The sequence below is a fragment of the Aquimarina sp. AD10 genome (assembly GCF_003443715.1).
Taxonomy (GTDB): domain Bacteria; phylum Bacteroidota; class Bacteroidia; order Flavobacteriales; family Flavobacteriaceae; genus Aquimarina; species Aquimarina aggregata.
On sequence record NZ_CP031965.1, the window covers coordinates 4,598,282 to 4,620,445 of the forward strand.

Annotated in this window: 16 protein-coding genes; 9 read left to right on the plus strand and 7 right to left on the minus strand. The window is 35.6% G+C overall.

Annotated features, from left to right (window positions below):
• Positions 1 to 3: 3 nt before the first annotated feature.
• The 7 genes from D1816_RS19125 to D1816_RS19155 all read right to left on the minus strand — a co-directional run bounded on the left by D1816_RS19125 (position 4) and on the right by D1816_RS19155 (position 6,440).
• Positions 4 to 582: an NAD(P)H-dependent oxidoreductase gene (locus tag D1816_RS19125; RefSeq protein ID WP_118504959.1), complete on the minus strand. Its 579-nt coding sequence runs from the start codon at positions 580 to 582 to the stop codon at positions 4 to 6.
• Position 583: 1 nt separating this feature from the next.
• Positions 584 to 1,510 carry an NAD(P)-dependent alcohol dehydrogenase gene (locus D1816_RS19130; RefSeq protein ID WP_118504961.1) on the minus strand — a complete coding sequence of 309 codons (927 nt, stop codon included), beginning with the start codon at positions 1,508 to 1,510 and terminating at the stop codon, positions 584 to 586.
• A gap of 11 nt (positions 1,511 to 1,521) precedes the next feature.
• Positions 1,522 to 1,812 (minus strand): hypothetical protein, encoded by a 291-nt coding sequence (locus D1816_RS19135; protein ID WP_118504963.1) that lies wholly within the window; start codon positions 1,810 to 1,812, stop codon positions 1,522 to 1,524.
• Between the two features lie 111 nt (positions 1,813 to 1,923).
• Entirely contained in the window at positions 1,924 to 2,271 is a 348-nt protein-coding gene (locus tag D1816_RS19140; RefSeq protein ID WP_233565336.1) for a DUF983 domain-containing protein, read from the minus strand.
• 11 nt (positions 2,272 to 2,282) lie between these two features.
• Positions 2,283 to 3,155: an SDR family oxidoreductase gene (locus D1816_RS19145; protein WP_118504967.1), complete on the minus strand. Its 873-nt coding sequence runs from the start codon at positions 3,153 to 3,155 to the stop codon at positions 2,283 to 2,285.
• A gap of 18 nt (positions 3,156 to 3,173) precedes the next feature.
• On the minus strand, positions 3,174 to 4,433 hold the full coding sequence (locus tag D1816_RS19150) for a serine hydrolase (RefSeq protein WP_118504969.1): 1,260 nt from the start codon (positions 4,431 to 4,433) through the stop codon (positions 3,174 to 3,176).
• A gap of 279 nt (positions 4,434 to 4,712) precedes the next feature.
• The gene (locus tag D1816_RS19155) at positions 4,713 to 6,440 is read right to left on the minus strand and encodes a helix-turn-helix domain-containing protein (protein ID WP_118504971.1); all 1,728 of its coding nucleotides are present in this window, start codon (positions 6,438 to 6,440) and stop codon (positions 4,713 to 4,715) included.
• A 541-nt stretch (positions 6,441 to 6,981) separates the two neighbouring features.
• Here D1816_RS19155 and D1816_RS19160 point away from each other — a divergent pair.
• The 9 genes from D1816_RS19160 to D1816_RS19200 all read left to right on the plus strand — a co-directional run bounded on the left by D1816_RS19160 (position 6,982) and on the right by D1816_RS19200 (position 22,154).
• On the plus strand, positions 6,982 to 8,196 hold the full coding sequence (locus D1816_RS19160; RefSeq protein ID WP_118504973.1) for a site-specific integrase: 1,215 nt from the start codon (positions 6,982 to 6,984) through the stop codon (positions 8,194 to 8,196).
• Positions 8,197 to 8,249: 53 nt separating this feature from the next.
• A complete protein-coding gene (locus D1816_RS19165; protein WP_118504975.1) occupies positions 8,250 to 8,561 on the plus strand; it encodes a DUF6660 family protein in 312 nt (103 codons plus the stop codon).
• Positions 8,562 to 8,678: 117 nt separating this feature from the next.
• Positions 8,679 to 13,013, plus strand: coding sequence for a CusA/CzcA family heavy metal efflux RND transporter (locus D1816_RS19170; protein WP_118504977.1), 4,335 nt, complete (start codon positions 8,679 to 8,681; stop codon positions 13,011 to 13,013).
• 4 nt (positions 13,014 to 13,017) lie between these two features.
• The gene (locus tag D1816_RS19175) at positions 13,018 to 14,202 is read left to right on the plus strand and encodes an efflux RND transporter periplasmic adaptor subunit (protein WP_118504979.1); all 1,185 of its coding nucleotides are present in this window, start codon (positions 13,018 to 13,020) and stop codon (positions 14,200 to 14,202) included.
• Between the two features lie 2 nt (positions 14,203 to 14,204).
• Positions 14,205 to 14,621, plus strand: a complete 417-nt coding sequence (locus tag D1816_RS19180) for a Fur family transcriptional regulator (protein ID WP_118504981.1) — start codon at positions 14,205 to 14,207, stop codon at positions 14,619 to 14,621.
• A 58-nt stretch (positions 14,622 to 14,679) separates the two neighbouring features.
• Positions 14,680 to 16,641: a heavy metal translocating P-type ATPase gene (locus tag D1816_RS19185; protein ID WP_118504983.1), complete on the plus strand. Its 1,962-nt coding sequence runs from the start codon at positions 14,680 to 14,682 to the stop codon at positions 16,639 to 16,641.
• 106 nt (positions 16,642 to 16,747) lie between these two features.
• On the plus strand, positions 16,748 to 17,125 hold the full coding sequence (locus D1816_RS19190) for a hypothetical protein (protein WP_233565335.1): 378 nt from the start codon (positions 16,748 to 16,750) through the stop codon (positions 17,123 to 17,125).
• A 107-nt stretch (positions 17,126 to 17,232) separates the two neighbouring features.
• A complete protein-coding gene (locus D1816_RS19195) occupies positions 17,233 to 20,940 on the plus strand; it encodes an efflux RND transporter permease subunit (protein WP_118504987.1) in 3,708 nt (1,235 codons plus the stop codon).
• Positions 20,937 to 22,154, plus strand: a complete 1,218-nt coding sequence (locus D1816_RS19200; RefSeq protein ID WP_118504989.1) for a TolC family protein — start codon at positions 20,937 to 20,939, stop codon at positions 22,152 to 22,154. The genes D1816_RS19195 and D1816_RS19200 overlap by 4 nt, the downstream gene beginning before the upstream one ends.
• The last annotated feature ends 10 nt before the right edge of the window (positions 22,155 to 22,164 follow it).

A 22,164-nucleotide genomic window follows, 5' to 3' on the forward strand; every position in this document is an offset into this window, starting at 1 on the left:
TATTTATTTTAATTGCTCCCCCAATTGATTAATTTTTAAGAGCCATTTTTTTCGCCGTTCTAGGGTTGAACTTTTTACAGGTGCCAGATAGGTAACTTTAACTGGTTTTATACCACAGAATTCTAAAACGCCTTTTTTAAATTGATTGATAGCAGGGTTTTTCATAATGAAGCTGTTGTACCAGCTCACCGTATCTGCGGTTAGTATAATTCTTGCCGTTTTTCCAGTAAGCAGTTTATTGGGAAATAGTTTTCCTTTCTGATATTTAAAGGTGATACCAGGTAAAAAAGTGCGGTCTATAAAAGCTTTGAGCAAAGCAGGAGTACCATACCACCACATTGGGAAAATCCAGACCAAATGGTCTGCCCATTTCATTTTTTTGACGGCGGTTTCTAAATCAGGTTCTAATGGGTGTGGTATGCGATACCCATATTTCAAAACAAGGTCGAAATCCAATTCTATCAGATTGATGATTTCTACTTCAGCTTCGGCCATAATAGCTCCCTTTTTATAACTGTCGGTTAGTGCCCAGTTAAAGCTCTCTTTATCGGGGTGTCCGTTAATGATGAGTATTTTTTTCATTTTATTCTTCGTTTATTACTTTAATAGAAACATTGCCTCTTTTTCTTCCCGTATCTACATAGTTATGAGCGGTAACGATATCGGCTAACTTAAACTGTCTATCGATATAGGGAATGATGGCTTTTTGCTCAGCCAGTTTCTTTACTTTCTCTAAAAGTTCGGGACTTTCTTTGGTTAGCATCTTGGTGGATACAAAGTGTCCGTTAGTGCTTAAAATTAATTTTGTTTTTGATTTTGAAATTTTACCCACAGCATCAAAAATGATATCAAAATGTTTTTTAGATTGTGTGAAATCTTCTTTTTTGTAATCGATTACGTTGGTTGCTCCAAGGGAACGAACCATTTCAATATTTCCTGTACTACAAACCCCAGTAACCACAGCACCCAAGTGTTTTGCAATCTGAACGGTATAACTTCCCACACTTCCGGATGCTCCGTTTACAAGTATGTGTTGCCCTTTTTCAATCTTTGCTTTTTCAAGAAGAAATAGGGCCGTCATTCCAGCTATGGGAAGTACTGCAGATTCCTCAAAACTTAAATTTTTAGATCTATGAATAACTGCTCCTTGGCTCCATGTTTCAGGAACACATAGATACTCGGCATAAGCACCCGTTTTAAGCATTGAAGTAGTTCCAAAAACTTCATTTCCAATATTGAATTGTGTGACTTCTTTTCCTGTTTGCTCTATAACTCCAGCCCATTCATGTCCCAAAATTTGTTTTTTAGGTTTGAACAGACCAAAAATCAATCGAGCAGGCAACCAGAAAAGTGGGGGAAAATCTGAAGCTCTGAGTCTAACGTCACCAAAGGTAACTGAGGTTGCGTGTATCTTTACCAAAATTTCATTGGCTTTTGGGGCAGGTTTTTTTACTTCTGTTAATTTTAACACCTCAGGTGCGCCGTATTTTGAATAGCGTACTGCTTTCATAGTTCTTAGATTTATGTGTTTACACTTCGTCTATATGTAAGTAGTTTATGAACTTTACCGATATGGGCGTATTGCTCACTTTCCAGATAATTAAGCTCCTTGCTAAAAAGTTCGTTTCGTTTGAGGAACCGAATTACCTTTTCTTTGGTTGAATGATTGCAATGTATCCGTAACACTTTATCACAATCTTCAAGGTCAAAGTTCCATTGTCTTTTTCCTAATATAGCATCCAAATGTGGTCGTATAGCCAAGAGCTGTATCTCTTGAACATAGGTGGCTAGTAAATAAAATGCTGGTTTCATAATTGCTTGAATTTTGTTGATGAATAAACTCTTATAATTTGATGGTTCAAAGATGCGATTGATTAGTACACCAGTCGTTCTGAAATGAAATCCCGAACTTTTTTGCAGTACTTAAATTCCTCTCAGCAGATAAATCCAGATAATCCTCGAAACTCGAAGATTAAATGAGGATAAAAGCAATACTGTGACCGTTATCCAAGGCAAAATTCTAAGGTCAAAAATGGTCTCAAAGAAAAATGTCCCTATAGTGAAAACTACTATTGCCTGTGCAATACCCAAAGCGTAACTCACGTACATTGCACCGAAGAAAAAGCCTGGTTCTTTTTCAAATATAAATCCACACTTACTGCATTCTTTGTTCATTTTAAGTTTTCTAAAATTGAAGTATATGTTCTTCTCTTTATAGATGTGGCCTTTGCCACAGTTAGGGCACTTATTGGTTATTATTTTCTGTATCATCATTATGTGTTTTAATTGGTTTTTGCCTCTGCGTAATAGAAGTCCTTGAGTTTGTGGTTTCCGTAGCGCATTGCAACGTTATCGTCTGCCATTAGGGTTAAAAAGAATTCGATAGGACCGTAATTTTCTTCAGAAGTAAACTTGCGCACTGACCAGAGTGCCAATCTGCGCGTCCAGTCGGGTAGATGTACAATCTTAGGTACCCTGTTGGATGCATCAAAAGCCAGTTCTGCAATTTCATTTTGGGTTAATATATCAGGCCCACCAACGGTATATTCCTTGGATGGGTCATCAATCATACTTAATATGATTTCGGCTAAATCGGCTCCGTGAATAGGGTTCATCAATTGTTCGCCATTTCCAAAGAGAAACACCCTTCCTTTTTCTGCCATATTCAAGAAATCTTTCATATCTGAAAAAAATCCGTTAGGGCGTACCACTGTATAATCGAGCCCCGATTTTTTCAGCTCATCGACAAAGGCTTCCTTAGCTTCAAAAATCTTTAGCTTTCGATGCTTGTCGCCATTAATAGCCGATATGTAAATGAACTTTCTAACACCTGTTCTCTGTGCTTCGCGCAATAGATTTAGATTAGCTTGATAGTCTACATCCATATAAGTAAACCCATCTTTTTGACGTGTAATGCCTATAGTAGAAATCACGGTATCAATATCTACGCAACTGCTCGTTAATGTTTCTGGTTGTGTAAGCGTAGCTTCCATTATTTGAATACTAGAAGACTTATATTGTTGTAGCTTTTCTTGCTTTCGTGAAAGTAACCGAGCCGTCAAACCCCTCTCTTTTATTTCATTTGCTATATGACCGCCAAGGTATCCGGTACCACCTGCAAGTAATATACGTTTGTTGTTCGTTTTCTGTACCATTGTTTTTGATTTGATGTATTATTGATTCTGAATATACTGTTGAATACCTTCTTTAATAAGTTGCAATACTGCTTCCCATTTAGGTGTGTTATCAGAAAAAGTGGCATCCATATTGGCTATTACAAAGAAACCTGAACTGCCGTTTGCCTTTATTTCCATATGGCTGGATACGCCTAAACTATTTCCCCCGTGTGACCAACTGTCTCCCGTTTTATACCAATACAATCCGTGGTTTTTGGCAAAGAAATCAGGAACAATACCCATTGGTAATTGCTCTGTAAATAGTAACTCATAGTACTCGCTTGTAAACAAGGTGTTGGATTGTCCCTTAATACCTTTGGTCATATCCAAAAGGTAGTTGGTTAAATCATCATTTGTTGTGTGTATACTTCCTTCTGGATAACCGTGATTTCCATAAAATGGAAGCGGCGTATTTTTATCCAAGTAAGGAATAGCCCATTCTTGTTGATTCACCTCTGTCACATTAAACGTGGAGTTATTCATTTGTAATGGCAATAAAATATGTGTCGCCATATAGGCTGCAAAATCCTCTTCTGTTGCAGATTCAATAACAAAGCCCATCAATGAAGTAGCTACATTAGAATATGACCATACTTCGCCAGGTGTCGTATCTATAAAATTAGAATTTCCATAGAGTGCACCGTCTTCTAAAAAGTATTCGCCCAAATAGTCAGAAAGAGACACAGGGTGATTTACTTCCAAGCCAAGACTATTGATTAAGATATTGGCACCTATAGTTCTCATATCCTGACCGGGTAATACAAAGTAATTTGTCTGAATATAGGTGTTCGGGTCATCAACAATACCTGAGGTATGCGTGACAAGGTGTCTTACACGAATTATTGCATCTGGATTGGCTAGATTTACAATCTTAACAGGCAGTAGTTCATTTATAGGTGTATCTAACGTAAAGTACCCTTGCTCAATGGCTTTGGCCGTTGCAGCACCCACAAAAGACTTACTCAATGAAGCGATGTTGATTACAGTTTGATTATTAAAACCCTGTTGTGTCTCAATGTTTTCAAATCCAAAAGAAGCTTTGTACTCAATGTCATTCCCAATTGCTATACTTACTGCAAATCCGGGTATTTCTTTAGTTTCAATAATTTCTTCGAAATAAGCGGTAAGGTCTGCTTTTGTTTGAATCCCCATAGGCGTTGGGTCGATTGATGTGCTGTTATCATCGCTTGAACAGGAAGTTAAAAATGCAAAAAGGCTTAGTAGTGTTAATCTGGTAATTCTAGATAATGTTATCATAATTGATTGTTTTTTGATTCATGAATTTTGATGGTACAAAGATGAATTAGAAAGGAAGGGCAATCGTTCTGAAATGAAATTCGGAACTTGTAAAATGATAATCAGAACTTTTATTGCTCTGATTTTGGGGTGATAAAGGTTTTAGAAGCTTCTTAATAATGATAATTGAAAAGAATATTGGACTGTTGAGAGCAATCATAATTACAACCAGAACTTTCACCAAGAAGTTTTGAAAGATTGACTAAACATTTTCTTGAAACCAATAAAACAGAAGTTTAGCTATGTATTAATTTTTAGCCACTGTTTTGGTGTCATACCTACAATTTTTTTAAAGTACGTATTAAACACAGTTTTAGAATTGAATCCGCTTTCATAGGCTAATCCCAATAAGGTTAAATGGCTGTTTTTAGATAATAAAGCGATCTTTTTAAAATACTCCAAACGCTTACCATTGACTAATTCTGTAAAATTGGTTTGGAGGTAATCATTTATGAATTTTGATAACCTATTGGGGTGAATGGTTAATTCTTCCGCCAACGAACGAAGCGACAAATCTGATCGAAGAAAAGCTTGTTCGTGATTCAAAATTTGGACTAAAGCATCTTTTAATTCATTAGACTCTTTTTGAGTAAACGATGGGGTAATATCTGTTTTTCGTGCTTCAATAGAGAAGGTCGTAGGCTGGATTCTACCAAATACTGAATTCTCTAATTTTTTAAAAACCTTTGTTTTTCGTAACGGTGCTAAGAATGGATCAAACTTGAAATTGATTATTTGTCCAATGCGTTGGTCGACCATTTTTTCTAAACGTTCTAAAGCTATATCTGTTTTTTGACAATGTACTAGGTAATAGAAGTCCCAATACACCATTAGGTTAAGGTTTTCGGATAGTAAGCTCTCATCGTAAATTGGAAGTTGGCGATTGTTAACTGAATTGAAAATTGCTTCAACAACCGTAACAAACTTATTGTTAAGGAAGGATTTAGCGTAGTTCAATGTTCCTTCTTTATCCTCTAGAAATAATAAACAGGCAACTTTTAAGTGTCTACTTAAATCAAAACTGTTATCCAATTTCAAGGAATTTTCAAAACACGAAAGCGCAGTTTGATAATCACCTTGTAAATAATGTAGATTGCCTTTTGTGTAATAGTGGTTTGGTGAAAGTGGATTGATTTTTAGAATCTGCTCTGTTTCCTGCAATGCTTTTTTAAAAAAACCTGTAGCAGTAAAAAGTTCTGCGAGTGCTTCCTTACCTTCGGAGAAATGTGGATTCTCATTTAAACAAAGTTGTAATTCGTGAAAACCCTTTTCGAATTGCCAATTTCCCCAAAAACTGATAGTTGCTTTGCTAAAATGCCCAGTATAGGAATTAGGGTTCATTTTCAATCCTTTGTCAAGGTACCGATTGGCCTTTTTTAACCCCTCTTTTCTATTGATATGTCCCCAGCTTGCTATAATAGCATAACACCATCCTATTGCAATAATAGGGTCGGCATAAGTACTATCAAAATCCGCAGCTTTTTGATAAAACGTTATGGCTTTTTCCATATTAGCCAGGTTCCAAGTAAGCTGGTAATACCGTCCTCTTAAATACCATTGATAAGAAGTAAGGTTATCTGTTTGTATGATTGAAAGAGAATCGTCAATCTCGATATGACCAAAATTCTCACGGATTTTGTCAGCAATCAAAAGACTAATTTCATCCTGAAGCGCAAAAACATCATCGAGCTCTCTATCGAACTTTTCAGACCAGAGTAAAAAACCCGTATCGGTTCGTGTCAGTTGTGCTGAAATTCGGATTCTTTCTTTTGCAATGCGAATACTTCCCTCTACAGCATTGGTTACACCAAGTTCATTGCCTATAATTCGAATGTCTGTTGGTTTGTTTTTAAATGTAAATGATGAAGTACGAGCAGTAACTTTTAGTCCGTCAATCTTAGTAAGGGCATTAATAATTTCTTCGGTAATACCATCAGAAAAATAATCATAACCTACATCCCCACTCATATTTTTGAAAGGTAAAACGACAATTGATTTGTCTATGGATGTTATGTTATCTTTATATTCTATCAAATACTAATAAAAAGTTTAGAATCACAAAATATTAAAATTCAATAATTTATCAAATGAACTTCTCAGTTTATTATTGTGAAACAGGTTTCAAAATATTTTTTTGGGATTGATTAACATCAAATAACAAGAATCAAAATTTCAAGGAGTAAAATGAAAAAAATATTGTATCCAAACAAAAAAGCCTCTTGTTTCCAAGAAGCTTTTTTTGCTGTGCGGGCGGAGAGACTCGAACTCTCACACCTCGCGGCACTAGATCCTAAGTCTGGTATATATTGCACCAATAAAACATAAATAATCTCATTTTCAATGATTTATGTTTTCAATCATTTTATTTAAAGTCATTTAATATCAGTTGATTTCAATATTTGTTGTACCTATGTTGTACCCAGATTACCTAATAAATTAGTAACTTTAGGGCGGTTTTCATATCAAATGTTGTACCTGATTTGACTTTCGGACTCAAAACAGGTTTACAATGTCAACAAGTGCAAAAATTATTCTTCGTAAAAAGCCTAATTCGAAAGGTCTATATCCCCTTGCTATTAGGATAACTAAAGACCGTCGTTCAACATATAAACACATAGGTCATTATATTGAACTGGAAGATTGGGATACGAAAAATCTTAAAGTAAAGAAATCACATCCTAACGCGGAAAGCTTAAACAATCTCTTAACTTCAAAACTTTCAGAAGCTAGGAAAGGTTTAATCGTTTTACAGACTAACAATAAGGATGCAACGGTTCGCCAAATTAAAAAGGAAATTTATAAACCAACTTCTAAACTCACTTTCTTTGATTTTGCAGACGAACATCTTGAAGCTCTTGTAGCAGAAAATAAAATTAATCGTCTTTCTACGGATTCTGCTTGGCTAAGTTATATTGAGAAATATTGCAAGGCACGACAGCTTACTTTTCAAGAAATAGATGAACGATTCCTCAAAAAGTTTAAAATCTACCTTAAGGGCTCTTGCTCACTTACTGAAACTACTGCTATGAATGTTATGGTTTTAATTCGTTTACTTTTTAATCGGGCAATAAAAGACAAGGTAGTTAGTAAGGAACTTTATCCATTCGGCACAGGTAAATTTAAAATCAAGTTTCCCGAAACTACCAAAACAGGGCTCACGGGCAAAGAAATAAAAGCCCTTGAAAATGTTTCTGAACTCTCCAATATGGAAGAACACTCGTTGAATGTTTGGCTTTTTAGTTTCTATTTTGCGGGAATGCGTGTGTCTGATGTTTTGTTTACAAGGTGGTCCCAAATTTATGATGGCAGATTACATTATAGAATGGGCAAGAATTCCAAGTTGTTATCCTTGAAAATACCAAGCAAGGTTGAAAAAATCTTATTACAATATATTTCGGATAGAAATAGTGATGATGATTTTGTGTTTCCAGAAATGAAAAAAGCAGATTTAACCGATGCCAAAGATATTTATAGAAAAAAGAAAGTCGCAAATAAAAAGTTTAACGACCATCTAAAGAAAATTGCAAAAAGAGCAGGTATTCAAAAAAAGGTAACGATGCATATTGCTCGCCATTCGTTTGGCAATATTGCGGCTGACAGTATTCATCCTCTAATGCTTCAAAAGCTGTACCGTCATACAGATTTAAAAACTACCATTAATTATCAAGCAAACTTTATACACAAAGACGCTGATGATGCTTTGGATAGCGTAGTCAATTTTTGAACCATTCTAATTTTGCACAACCATTGCATTAAATAATTTTTATCTTTGTATCTGTGAAATTTGCAACAATAATATTATCATTAATTCTACTATTTCTATCTGTGAAACCTTGTTCTGATGGTCAAAATCTAGAAGACCAAAATCCAGAAGAAATAAGTGCTAGTCACGACCACCAAGAAGATAGCGACGATTCTTGCCCTGTGACCTGTATTTGCAATTGTTGTGGGATGTCAATTACATACGAGCCTTTCAGTACTTTTAACCTTACAATTGATTCAAAAATTTCTACAGAAATATTTTCTTCATATCAATCTATTTATAGATTTGATTTTCATTCCAATATTTGGCAACCGCCACAAGTTTAATTCAGTTTTAGGATAATTATATCCATTTATGAATCTGCAAGCAGGTTCTCATTACTTCGATGTACAACTATTAAATTGGTGTCTATCGAATAGTTCAACTGAATTAATACATTTTCTATGATTAATAAAATCATTGATTTTTCAATCAATAACAAATTCATAATTGGTTTGCTAACGCTCACCATTATTGGAGCAGGTATTTGGAGTATGACCCAAGTACCAATCGATGCTGTTCCAGATATTACTAACAACCAAGTACAGGTCATTACACAAGCACCAAATCTAGGCACTGAAGATATTGAGCAAATTGTAACCTATCCTGTCGAAGTTGCAATGAGCAACCTTCCCAATGTACAGGAAATTAGGTCAATTTCTCGTTTCGGCCTATCTGTGGTTACCATTGTCTTCGACGATGATATGGGAACGTATCTTCCGCGACAATTAGTAGCAGAAAAACTAAATGAAGTCAAAGAGCAAATTCCTGCTGGTTTTGGCGAACCCACTATGGGACCTATTTCAACAGGTCTGGGAGAAATTTACCAATACACATTAAAGGTAGCACCAGAGTTTAAAGACAAATATACCATTGCGGACTTGCGTTCTATGCAAGATTGGATTGTACAACGTCAAATGGCTATGGTTGAAGGTGTGGTTGAAGTAAATGCCATAGGTGGCAAAATTAAGCAATACGAAGTAGCAGTTGACCCAAACGAATTAAACGCTATTGGTTTGACCATTACTGATGTGTTTAATGCACTAGAAGCTAATAATCAAAATACAGGTGGTGCTTACATCGAAAAAAACCATCAAGCTAATTTTATTCGTGGTGAAGGCCTGGTACGAAGTTTAGAGGATATTAAAAAAATTACTGTTAAGAACATTAATAATATTCCTGTTACTATTGGTGATATCGCTACAGTACAATTTGGTTCTGCAATTCGTTATGGTGCATTAACTCAAGATGGTGAAGGCGAGGTTGTAGGTGGTTTGGTGATGATGCTTAAAGGTGCTAATTCCAATGATGTTATCGCTAATGTAAAAGAGCGAATGGCTCAAATAGAAAAGTCATTACCTGAAGGAATCATTATCGAATCGCTGTTAGACCGAAGTAAACTTATCGGTGAAACAACCTCTACAGTTGCAACCAATCTAATTGAAGGCGCATTAATAGTCATTTTCGTTCTTATTTTCTTATTAGGAAACTGGCGAGGCGGTTTAATAGTAGCTTCAACCATTCCATTGTCCCTATTATTTGCATTTATACTAATGAATGTATTTGACGTATGGGCAAACCTAATGAGTTTGGGTGCAATCGATTTTGGAATCATTGTAGATGGCGCTGTAATTATAGTAGAAAGCACTGTTTTTCTTATCACTTCCCAAGTATTAAAAAAGAAGAGTCTTACGGCAAAAGAAAGAGATAAAGTAGCTTCAAATGCTTCAAAAAAAATGATGAATGCTGCTTTTTTCGGTCAGCTTATTATTCTCATTGTTTTTCTTCCAATTCTGGCTTTACAAGGTATTGAAGGGAAAATGTTTAAACCAATGGCATTAACTTTCATTTTTGCTATGATAGGTGCAATGGTGCTTTGTTTGACGTATGTACCAATGATGTCTGCATTGGTGTTAAGGGCACCAAAAAACGACAAAAAATCTTATGGAGATAGATTTGTGCATTGGGTTGAGGATAAGTATCAACCATTATTGGTAAAGGCACTGAAAAAAGGAAAATGGATTATAGGTATTGCAGTCGTGCTATTCGGAATTACAGTTTTTATGTTTAGCCGAATGGGTGGCGAGTTCATCCCGCAACTCGATGAAGGAGATATTGCATTTCACGCCATTTTAAAACCAGGTAGTTCTCTAACAGAAACCATTGAAACAACGACAAAAATAGAGCAAATTGTAAAAGCTAAATTTCCAGAAGTCGAAAAAATAGTTAGTCGTATTGGTGTTGCAGAAATACCAACAGACCCAATGCCAATGGATTTAGCGGATGTTTTCGTAATTCTAAAACCAAAAAGCGAATGGACGACAGCTACTACTAAAGATGAGCTGATTGAGAAAATGAAAGAAGCGGTTGAAATCGTTCCGGGCGTTAATTATGAGTTTACCCAACCTATTGAAATGCGCTTTAATGAATTGCTTGAAGGTGTTCGAGAAGATATTGCCATAAAACTATATGGTGAAGATATTGATGTGTTGTCTCAAAAAGCTGAAGAAATATCTAAAATTATTGCAGGTACAGAAGGTATTGGTGATATGAAAGCGGAGGCAACAACCGGACTACCACAGATGACTATTAATTACGATAGGGATAAATTAGCGCAATACGGACTTCAAATAAATGCGCTAAATCAAACTGTACAATCTGCATTTGCTGGTGGTACGGCAGGCGTGATTTTTGAAGGTGAAAAACGCTTCGATTTAGTGGTGCGTTTAAGTTCTCAAAACCGAAAGGATATTTCAGATGTTCAAAACCTCTACATCAATCTACCTTCTCGCACTCAAATTCCATTACGTGAAATTGCGGATGTTAGCTACAAATCAGGACCAATGCAAATAAGTAGAGACGATACTAACAGAAGAACTTATGTAGGGATTAATGTGAGAGGTCGTGATGTAAAATCATTGGTAACTGAAATAAAGAAAAAACTAGATGCACAATTAGAATTGCCATCAGGTTATTTCATTCGCTATGGTGGGGCTTTTGAGAATTTGGAACGTGCCAGTAACCGTTTACAAACTGTTGTTCCTATTGCATTATTGCTCATTTTTATATTAATATATTTTGCATTAAAATCCTTACCACAAACCTTAATGATTTATATCGCAATTCCTATGGCAACCATTGGTGGTGTCGTGGCATTGTGGTTACGTGATATGCCTTTTAGTATTTCGGCAGGTGTCGGTTTCATTGTGCTGTTTGGCGTTGCGGTTTTAAATGGATTAGTGATGATTAGCGGGCTCAACGAGTTAAAAGATGAAGGTGTAACCAATCTAAAAGATAGGATTGTAGAAGGCACAAAAAGAAGAATCAGACCAATTATGCTAACAGCATTTACAGATGTATTGGGGTTTTTACCTATGGCAATTTCGGCATCTGCTGGAGCAGAAGTACAACGCCCATTGGCAACCGTGGTTATTGGTGGATTAATGACTTCTACATTACTGACTCTATTCGTGTTACCAATTTTGTACCATTGGGTAGAAAACAAATCTTTTAAGTTCAAAATGAATAAAAAGATAGTTACAGCAACTGCGGTTTTACTTATAATGTTTGGTTTTTCGACACAAAGTAACGCTCAACAGATAAGCGATACACTTCCTGAAATAACAATACAGGAGGCTGTAAAACTCTCAAAAAACAATTATCCGTTGTTGAAGCAAAAGCAGTTGGAAATCACAAAACAGGAACAACTAAAAGCTACAGCCTATGATTTTGGCACAACTCAAATATTTACCGGAGGTGAGGAAATTAATAATGGAAATGGTATTTATACTACCATAGGAATTGGCCAAAGCAACATTGATGTGTTTGGTATTTCTGCGAAAAAGCGATTGCAAGAACAACGCATTCAATTAGCTCAAAAAGCGTTTCAGCTTTCAGAATTAGATTTAGAATTGGAAGTGAAAAAGGCTTGGACAAATACTTTGCAGAGTAAAAGGAATTATAATTTGTACAAAGAGTTAGATTCTATTTATATCAACTTCGAGAAAGCTGTTGCCTTAAATTATGAAGTAGAGGCCATTTCAAGATTAGAATATTCAGCAGCTAAAAATCAAGCCTTACAAATTCAAAATAAAAAAGCGCAGGCGTATAGTGATTATTTAGTCGCTTTACAGCAATTAAATCTATGGTTTGTTTCAGAGGAAATTTATACGGTTACTGATAAATTTGATATTGCTACGGATATAAATATGGAAGCATTCAATATTGAAAATCATCCGTTGTACAATATGTCACAGAATATTGTAGATGAAGCCGAAGCCAATTATAAAGCTGCAAAAGCAAATAATTTACCAAAGTTCAACCTACAAGGGGGTTTACAAAAAGTTGATGGCAATTCGGGATTTTACACCTATCAAGCAGGTATTTCAATTCCGTTTTTATCGGGTTCAAACAAAGCGCAAATTAGAACCGCAAAAATTGATAAGGAGATAACGGAAGCCAATGTGCAATTCAAGCAAAAAGAAGTACAATCCAAATTTATTCAAGCTAAAGAAAATTACCAAAAATGGAAAACATCTTGGCTTTTCTACAAAAATGAAGTGTTACCACTTGTGAAAGAACAAAAAGTGGGTGCTTTATTGGCATATAAAGAAGGGGAAATTGATTATACCACATTTACACAACTTATAAAAGAAGCTGTTCAATCTGATTTGGAATCTCAAACCGCGCTAATCAATTATTTACAAAGTACATTTCAATTACAATATTTTAACCAATAAGACAATGAAAAATACATCATATAAATTTTTAATACTATTTATAGCTTCAATTTTAGTAACCGCTTGTGGAAATAAAAATGGCTCAGATGGTCATACCCAAAAAACTGAAGCAAAGGAGTCGCAAAATGAAGGAGAAGAAGTTGTGCTCTCAAAACAGCAGTTCAATGCTTTAAAAATGAAAATTGACACGCTTACATTACGCAATATGAGTGGCTATGTAGAAGCTAATGGAACATTGGAAGTGCCACCACAAAACGAAGCTGCTATAACTTCTGTGGTTGGTGCTAATGTAGTATCGATTAAAGTAATTGAAGGCGATAAAGTCAGTAAAGGTCAAGTAGTAGCTTACCTTTCTCACCCAAATATTATAAAACTGCAAACTGATTACTTAAATGCCCATAGTAATAGTGTTTTTTTGAAAAAAAACTATGAGCGTCAAAAAAGATTATACGATGCAGGTGTAGGTTCTGGTGCTAATTTTCAAAAGGCAGAAGCAGAATATAATGCTTCAAAAGCAATGGTAAACGGATTAGCTGCCCAATTAAAAATACTAAACGTAAATACCACTTCAGTCCGTAATGGTACTATTGCTCAACAAATTGCATTGCGTAGTCCCATTGAAGGTTTTGTACAAAAGGTTGAAGTAAAAACAGGCCAATACGTAGAGCCTCAAACCGAGTTATTTGAAGTTGTAAACACGCATCACGTGCACGCTGATTTAATGGTGTTTGAAAAGGATGTGTATAAAGTAAAAAGAGGTCAGAAAGTATCTTTTACTATACAATCCGTTCCGGATGAAGAACTTACAGCAGAAATCTATTCCGTTAGCAAAACTTTTGAAGACAATCCAAAAGCAGTTCACGTTCACGCGGAAATTGAAAACAAGAAAGGCAACTTAATCCCTGGGATGTATATTCAAGGTAAAATTCAAGTAGAGAACACCAAGACAAAAGCATTACCTGAAAGTGCCATTATTAAAGAAGGTGATAGGTATTATGTTTTTTCAGCAGAAAAGGAAAATGACGATTGGAGTTTTAAGCCAGTTGAAGTTATTTTGGGAGCAAAAGATAACAATTGGACAGCAGTTCAATTTTCCGAAGAAATAAAACCAAACACAAAATTTGCTTATAATAATGCATATTACCTTATTGCAGAAATGAAAAAAGGTGAAGCAGAACACGAACATTAATTATGGAAACAATAGAACAAGTATTAGAGTCAAAAAACATACGTGTTACTGCAATGCGTTTATTAATTTATAAGTTCCTTGCGGAAAACCAGGTGGCCGTAACGTTAAGTGATATTGAGAACGCTTTTGAAAAGGCAGATAGAACAACACTATATAGAACAGTTAAAACATTTGTAGAAAAAGATATTGTACACCAAATAGACGACGGTACAGGTATAGTAAAATATGCACTATGTGAACAAGATTGCAGCTGTGAAATTGAAACGGATTTACACCTGCACTTCCATTGTAATAACTGTAATGAAACCATTTGCTTAACAGAGCATAAAATCCCTAAAATAAAAGTCCCTAATGGCTTTGTTTCGGAAAATATAAACCTAGTGGTGAAAGGTATGTGTGATAAATGTAGTGGGCAATAATGCAATTCCATTGCATACATTTTAGCAGGATATTTGCTGTTATCAATTTCAAATAATAATGAAAAAAAAGAAAGTAAATTTAAGAGACTTAAAACCAGCTTCAGAGGAGCAACATAGTCACGATGATGGTCACAATCATAGCGACCCTAAAGGCGCTTCAACTTTTAACACCTATTTGCCGGCTATTTTCAGTTTTGTAATGTTAATAGTAGGTATTGCTGTAGATTATTTTGAAGCATTTCCTCATTTCTCTGGTTGGATTCGCATTCTTTGGTATGTGGTGGCCTATATCCCCGTGGGTTTTCCTGTGGTAAAAGAAGGATGGGTAAGCATTAAAAAAGGCGACTTCTTTACCGAGTTTTTTTTAATGTCCATAGCCACTATTGGTGCATTTATTATTGGTGAATATCCGGAAGGTGTGGCAGTAATGTTATTTTATGCAGTTGGTGAATTATTTCAAAATGCGGCAGTCAACAGAGCAAAAGGTAATATAAAGGCATTACTGGATGTTAGACCAAAAGAAGCCAATGTATTTCGTGAAAGAGACTATATAAGTGTTTCACCAGAAGATGTGAGAATTGGTGAGAAGATTCAAATTCGTGTGGGCGAAAAAATTCCTTTGGACGGCATATTATTATCCGAAAAAGCATCATTAAATACGGCTGCCTTAACTGGAGAAAGCAAACCAGATTCTGTTTTAAAAGAAGGAAAAGTATATGCGGGCAGTATTAATTTAGAAAGTGTCATTGAAGTTGAAGTCACTAACAAGTTTGAAGATAGTTCTATTGCCAGAATATTAGATTTGGTCCAAAATGCTACTGCACGTAAATCAAAAACGGAATTATTTATCAGACAGTTCGCACGAATTTATACACCAATTGTAGTGTTTTTAGCGATAGGTGTAACATTCATCCCTTATTTTTTTGTAGATGATTACGTCTTTAGGGATTGGTTGTACAGAGCATTGATTTTCTTGGTGATTTCTTGCCCTTGTGCATTGGTGATTTCTATTCCTTTAGGTTATTTCGGTGGATTGGGTGCAGCTTCAAAAAATGGTATTTTGTTTAAAGGAGCTTCCTTTTTAGATGCTATGACCAAGATAAATACATTGGTAATGGACAAAACAGGAACTGTTACCAAAGGTGTTTTCAAAATCAAGGAAATCAAGTCTATAGGTTGGGAAGAATCTGAATTTATGAAATACCTAATGGCTATGGAAGAACAGTCAACTCATCCTATTGCAAAAGCTATTATGGAGTATAAAGAAAATGGAGATGACTATGAAGCAAAAGAAGTTTCTGAAATTGCAGGTAAAGGCTTAAAAGGAATAGTAAAAGGTAAAATCGTTTTAGTAGGAAATAAAGCCTTAATGATTGTCTATGATATTGATGTTCCAACTGAAATTGAAAGTATTGTAGAATCTATAGTATTGGTTTCAATCGATAATGAATTTGCTGGTTATGTGGTGATAGCAGACGAATTAAAAGAAGATGCGAAAGAAACGATTACCGCATTGCAAAAAGTAGGCATTAAAAATATAATTATGCTCTCTGGTGACAAAGATTCCATTACCCAACAAGTAGCAAAAGAATTAAATGTAGAAAATGCTAAAGGAGGCTTGCTACCAGAAGATAAATTAAATGAAGTTGAGACCTTAAAACAAAATTCAGAAAATAAAGTAGCATTTATTGGTGATGGCATTAATGATGCACCGGTTTTAGCTGCAAGTAACGTTGGTATTGCAATGGGTGGTTTAGGAAGTGATGTTGCTATTGAAACGGCAGATGTGATAATTCAAACCGACCAGCCATCTAAAGTAGTTAGAGCTATCAAAATAAGTCGTTCCACTCGTAAAATTGTATGGCAAAACATCATATTAGCGTTTGGCGTAAAAGTAATTGTTCTGATTTTAGGAGCAGGTGGATTAGCTACAATGTGGGAAGCTGTATTTGCAGATGTTGGGGTGGCATTATTAGCTATTTTGAACGCTGTTAGATTACAACGAATACGTTGGAACTAGCTATTTTGCAAAATTAAAATATTGTTAATCCTAATAAAAACTGTTAAAATTTTATACCTTTGCATTACCAATGAAGCAATTTTTTCATAAAATATCATCCTTTTTAATGGCAATTGTAGTATTATTTTCTACAATGTCATTCACTATTGATATGCATTATTGTGGAGATTCTTTGGTAGAAACTGCCATTTTCAAAAAGGCAAAAGGCTGTGGTATGGAAATGGAAAACCCTTCAACTGAGGGATGTTCTATTAAGGTAAAAAATTGCTGTTCTGATGAACAGTTGATAGTTGATGGTCAAGATGAATTAAACATAACTTTTGACAAGTTATCTTTTGAGCAACAAGTTTTTGTTGCTTCATTTGTTTACACTTATATCAACCTTTTTGAAAGTTTAGATAAAAAGGTTGTTTCCTATGAAGAATATAGGCCTCCTCTCGTTGTCAGGCAAATCTACAAGCTTGACGAGACATACTTAATTTGATTTTTAAATAATAGACTTTTTTATCCAGTGGATTATTTCCATTAGGATAATTCCTTGTATTCGGTGTTTTCTTAGCACCAATGTCTAATTATTTAATTATCAAGTCAATGCTAAACAAAAGCATAAAATTTCTAATAGAAAACAAACTCGTTGCAGTACTACTACTTGTCCTTTTTGTAGGCTGGGGAATTGTAAATGCACCTTTTAATTGGGACACTGGTTTTTTACCAGCTAATCCTGTAGCTGTAGATGCCATTCCAGATATTGGCGAAAATCAGCAAATAGTTTTCACTAAATGGGATGGTCGTTCCCCACAAGATATAGAAGACCAAATCACTTACCCATTAACGACATCACTTCTAGGTATTCCTGGAGTAAAAACCATACGTAGTTCCTCTATGTTTGGGTTTTCGAGTATCTATATCATTTTTGAAGAAGATATAGAATTCTATTGGAGTCGTAGTCGAATTCTAGAAAAGCTAAATTCATTACCTAGTGGGCTACTTCCAGAAGGAGTCAACCCAGCTTTGGGTCCTGATGCTACAGGTTTAGGTCAAATATTTTGGTACACTCTTGAAGGTCGGGACGAAAACGGTAAGGTTACGGGCGGATGGGATTTACACGAATTGCGAAGCATACAAGATTACTATGTAAAATATGCTTTGTCATCGGCAAGTGGTGTGTCAGAAGTAGCATCCATAGGTGGTTATGTTCAGGAATATCAAGTAGATGTCAATCCAGAACTGATGCGACAATATAATGTCGGATTACATCACGTTGTAAAAGCCGTAAAAGAAAGTAATAAAGATATAGGTGCCCAAACTATAGAAATCAATCAAGCTGAATACTTAGTGCGTGGTTTGGGGTATGTGAAATCTGTATCGGATATAGAAAATGCAGTCGTTACATCAGAAGATTATACGGCAATCAAAATTAAAGATATTGGTAAAGTGTCTTTAGGCCCAGCAACACGCAGAGGAATACTAGACAAAGAAGGTGCGGAAGTTGTGGGAGCAGTTGTTGTAGCGCGATATGGTGCTAACCCAATGGAAGTCATCAATAATGTAAAAGAGAAAATAAATGAATTAAGCCCTGGGTTACCTACAAAAGTTCTGAGTGACGGAAGGACTTCACAAGTGACTATTGTGCCTTTTTATGATAGAACAGAACTTATACAAGAAACTCTTGGAACACTTAACGAAGCCCTCACTTTAGAAATACTTATTACCATTTTGGTTATCATCATTATGGTATTTAATCTTCGAGCTTCGGTACTTATATCTGGTCTTCTACCTGTTGCAGTTTTAATGGTTTTTATTGCGATGAAGCTTTTCGGAGTTGATGCTAACATAGTTGCATTGTCAGGTATCGCTATTGCTATTGGTACAATGGTAGATGTGGGGGTCATACTCTCTGAAAACATTATTAGGCATCTTGATGAAAACAAAGAAAAGCTACCTATAAACACCGTTGTTTATACTGCTACTGCGGAAGTCTCTGGTGCAATTGTAACGGCGGTAATGACCACCATTATTAGTTTTATCCCTGTGTTTACAATGATTGGTGCAGAGGGTAAATTGTTCAGACCATTGGCATTCACAAAAACATTTGCGTTAACGGCTTCCATAATTGTTGCCTTATTCTTAATTCCGCCTTTTGCAGCATTCTTGTTTAGAAAGAAAAGCCTTAAGAAACTATCAGGTTATATAATCAATGGTCTTTTAGTTGTTTTAGGAATAGTAGCCTTAATTTTTGGCTCTTGGTTAGGCATAATTCTAATTGCGTTTGGCATTACTGCCTTCTTAAAATCACAGGACAGGATTACAGAAAAACGTTCCAATCTATTAAACATAGGGATTTCCGCTTTTGCCATTGTATTCTTGTTAGCAGAATATTGGCGACCACTTGGTGTAGACAGAAGCATCCTTTGGAATTTAATTTTTGTTGGAGTTATTTGCTTCGGGCTATTAGGAGCATTCACCCTATTCAGACGACAATACACACGCATCTTAAGGTGGGCTCTTGCCAATAAACTATTATTTCTATCAATACCTACACTTATTGTCATTGCTGGTTTTTCCATTATGAAAAATACAGGGAAAGAATTTATGCCATCATTAAATGAGGGTTCATTCTTGTTGATGCCAACTTCTATGCCCCATTCAGGAGTTGAAGAAAACAAACGGATTTTACAACAGTTAGATATGGCGGTAGCCAGTATTCCAGAAATCAAAACCGTTGTTGGTAAGTCAGGTAGAACGGAATCAGCTTTAGACCCTGCTCCTTTATCAATGTATGAAAATGTTATTCAGTATAAACCAGAATATGCACTGAACGAAAAAGGAAATCGGCAACGCTATAAAGTAAATGACGACGGATTATTTGAATTGAAGGATGGGCGATTTATTGCAAATCCTAACAATTCTGAAAATGCTACTTTCAGTACATTCGACAGCTCACAATTACTCGAAGATAGCAATGGTGAATTCTATCGAAACTGGCGACCTGAAATAAATTCTCCTGACGATATATGGAAAGAAATAGTAAAAGTAACCAAGTTACCAGGCGTTACTTCAGCACCCAAATTACAGCCCATTGAAACCCGATTGGTAATGCTTCAAACAGGAATGCGTGCTCCAATGGGAATTAAAGTAAAAGGGCAAGATTTAAAGCAAATTGAAGCTTTTGGAATTCAATTAGAAGATATTTTAAAACAAGCTGAAGGTGTTAAAGTAGAAGCTGTTTTTGCAGATAGGATAGTTGGAAAGCCTTATTTATTAATTGATATAGATAGGGATAAACTGGCTCGTTATGGCATATCCATAGATGATGTTCAAAATGTGCTGAAAGTTGCTGTAGGTGGAATGGTGTTAACACAAACGGTAGAAGGCCGTGAACGTTATGGTGTTCGTGTACGCTATCCAAGAGAATTGCGAGCCAACCCGAACGATTTAAAACAAATTTATGTGCCTGTCGAAAAAGGAAGTCCTGTCCCACTGAGCGAATTGGCATCAATTCGATACGAGCAAGGTCCACAAGTCATTAAAAGTGAAGACACCTTTTTAGTTGGTTATGTGCTGTTCGATAAATTAGATGGTTTTGCAGAAGTCAATGTGGTTGAAAATGCCCAGACTCTAATTCAACAAAAGATAGATTCTGGGGAATTAATTGTACCTAAAGGCATCAACTATCAATTCACTGGAACGTATGAAAATCAATTGCGAGCAGAAGAAACATTATCAGTAGTGGTGCCGTTGGCTCTACTTATTATCTTCTTGATTTTGTATTTCCAGTTCCGTTCGGTAGCCACATCATTAATGGTATTTACAGGCATTGCAGTAGCGTTTGCAGGTGGTTTTGTAATGATTTGGCTATATGGTCAGGACTGGTTTTTAAACTTCAGTTTTTTTGGAGAAAATTTAAGAGACCTATTTCAAATGCACACCATTAACCTAAGTGTTGCTGTTTGGGTCGGTTTCATCGCGCTATTTGGTATTGCTACCGATGATGGTGTAGTGATGGCAACTTACCTAACCCAAACATTTGATAGAAATACACCAGAAACGAAACAGGAAATTAGAGCTTCCGTAGTGGAAGCTGGAGAAAAGCGTATTCGCCCCTGCTTGATGACCACGGCAACCACCATTTTGGCATTACTGCCAGTTCTAACATCCACAGGACGTGGAAGCGATATAATGATTCCTATGGCAATCCCAAGTTTTGGCGGGATGGTCATCGCCTTAATTACACTGTTTGTTGTTCCTGTATTATACAGTTGGAAACACGAGGCACAACTTAAAAAAGTAGCGAAATGAAGAAAATAATTTTATTAGGGATTGGGCTTTTGACATTTGGTTTTTCAAATGCACAGCAATTGGAAACTCTTATTGAGGAAGCTCTGAAAAACAGTCCCGAAATTCAAAAATTTGAATTGCAATATAGTATTGTCTCTGAAAAAGTGAACGAAGTAAACACGATTCCAAACACTGAATTTGGAGTTGGATATTTTGTTAGTGAACCTGAGACAAGGACAGGAGCTCAACGCTTTAAGGTATCGGCAAAACAAATGATACCCTGGTTTGGTTCGATAACTGCAAGGGAAAACTATGTAAGTTCATTGGCCGATGCCAAATACGAGGACATTGTTATTGCCAAAAGAAAATTAATCGCTTCTGTATCGCAATCCTATTACAATTTGTATGCAAACAAAGCAAAGCAAAAGGTCTTGGTGCAAAATATTGAATTGCTCGAAACCTATGAGACTTTGGCATTGACCTCTGTTGAAGTCGGTAAAGCTTCAGCGGTGGATGTATTGCGATTACAAATGCGTCAAAATGAGTTGGAACAATTAAAGGAAGTATTAGCTCAACAGTATTTAGCAGAACAAACGGCACTCAATAAACTTTTAAACCGTGATAAGGATATTGTGGTGAATGTAGTTCAAGAATTGACGATTCCTTCTGAAACTACTTTGATTAATACAGAAAACTTATCCCTGCATCCAGAACTGATAAAATATGACAAGCTCTACCAATCTGTTGAGCAGTCAGAATTATTAAATCAAAAAGAAAGCCTTCCTATGATTGGTTTTGGTTTGGATTATGTCAACGTTGACAAACGACCAAATATGGATTTTAGTGATAACGGAAAAGACATTGTAATGCCAATGGTATCAGTGTCAATTCCAATTTTCAACAAAAAATACAAATCGCAAACAAAACAAAACCAATTACAACAGCGGGAAATAACTGCTCAGAAACAAGAACGTTTGAACAAATTGGAAACAATTTTGGACAAAGCTGTAAACGATAGAATCTCAGCAAGAATCAGCTACAAAACACAGACGAAGAATTTGAAGCAAGCTAATGATGCCGAAGAAATATTAATCAAAAGCTATGAAACTGGAACCATTGATTTTAATGATGTTCTGGACATTCAGGAATTACAGTTAAAGTTTCAAATAAACCAAATAGAATCCATTAAAACCTACTATATAAAAACAACAATAGTCAATTATTTAAGTAACTAAAAAACAAGTA

Coding starts and splice junctions, on each gene's coding strand:
- D1816_RS19175 (WP_118504979.1), top strand. CDS start 13,018: ATGAAAAATACATCATATAAATTTTTAATACTATTTATAGCTTCAATT.
- D1816_RS19155 (WP_118504971.1), bottom strand. CDS start 6,440: ATGAGTGGGGATGTAGGTTATGATTATTTTTCTGATGGTATTACCGAA.
- D1816_RS19195 (WP_118504987.1), top strand. CDS start 17,233: ATGCTAAACAAAAGCATAAAATTTCTAATAGAAAACAAACTCGTTGCA.
- D1816_RS19150 (WP_118504969.1), bottom strand. CDS start 4,433: ATGATAACATTATCTAGAATTACCAGATTAACACTACTAAGCCTTTTT.
- D1816_RS19125 (WP_118504959.1), bottom strand. CDS start 582: ATGAAAAAAATACTCATCATTAACGGACACCCCGATAAAGAGAGCTTT.
- D1816_RS19200 (WP_118504989.1), top strand. CDS start 20,937: ATGAAGAAAATAATTTTATTAGGGATTGGGCTTTTGACATTTGGTTTT.
- D1816_RS19130 (WP_118504961.1), bottom strand. CDS start 1,510: ATGAAAGCAGTACGCTATTCAAAATACGGCGCACCTGAGGTGTTAAAA.
- D1816_RS19170 (WP_118504977.1), top strand. CDS start 8,679: ATGATTAATAAAATCATTGATTTTTCAATCAATAACAAATTCATAATT.
- D1816_RS19135 (WP_118504963.1), bottom strand. CDS start 1,812: ATGAAACCAGCATTTTATTTACTAGCCACCTATGTTCAAGAGATACAG.
- D1816_RS19185 (WP_118504983.1), top strand. CDS start 14,680: ATGAAAAAAAAGAAAGTAAATTTAAGAGACTTAAAACCAGCTTCAGAG.
- D1816_RS19160 (WP_118504973.1), top strand. CDS start 6,982: ATGTCAACAAGTGCAAAAATTATTCTTCGTAAAAAGCCTAATTCGAAA.
- D1816_RS19190 (WP_233565335.1), top strand. CDS start 16,748: ATGGCAATTGTAGTATTATTTTCTACAATGTCATTCACTATTGATATG.
- D1816_RS19140 (WP_233565336.1), bottom strand. CDS start 2,271: ATGATACAGAAAATAATAACCAATAAGTGCCCTAACTGTGGCAAAGGC.
- D1816_RS19145 (WP_118504967.1), bottom strand. CDS start 3,155: ATGGTACAGAAAACGAACAACAAACGTATATTACTTGCAGGTGGTACC.
- D1816_RS19180 (WP_118504981.1), top strand. CDS start 14,205: ATGGAAACAATAGAACAAGTATTAGAGTCAAAAAACATACGTGTTACT.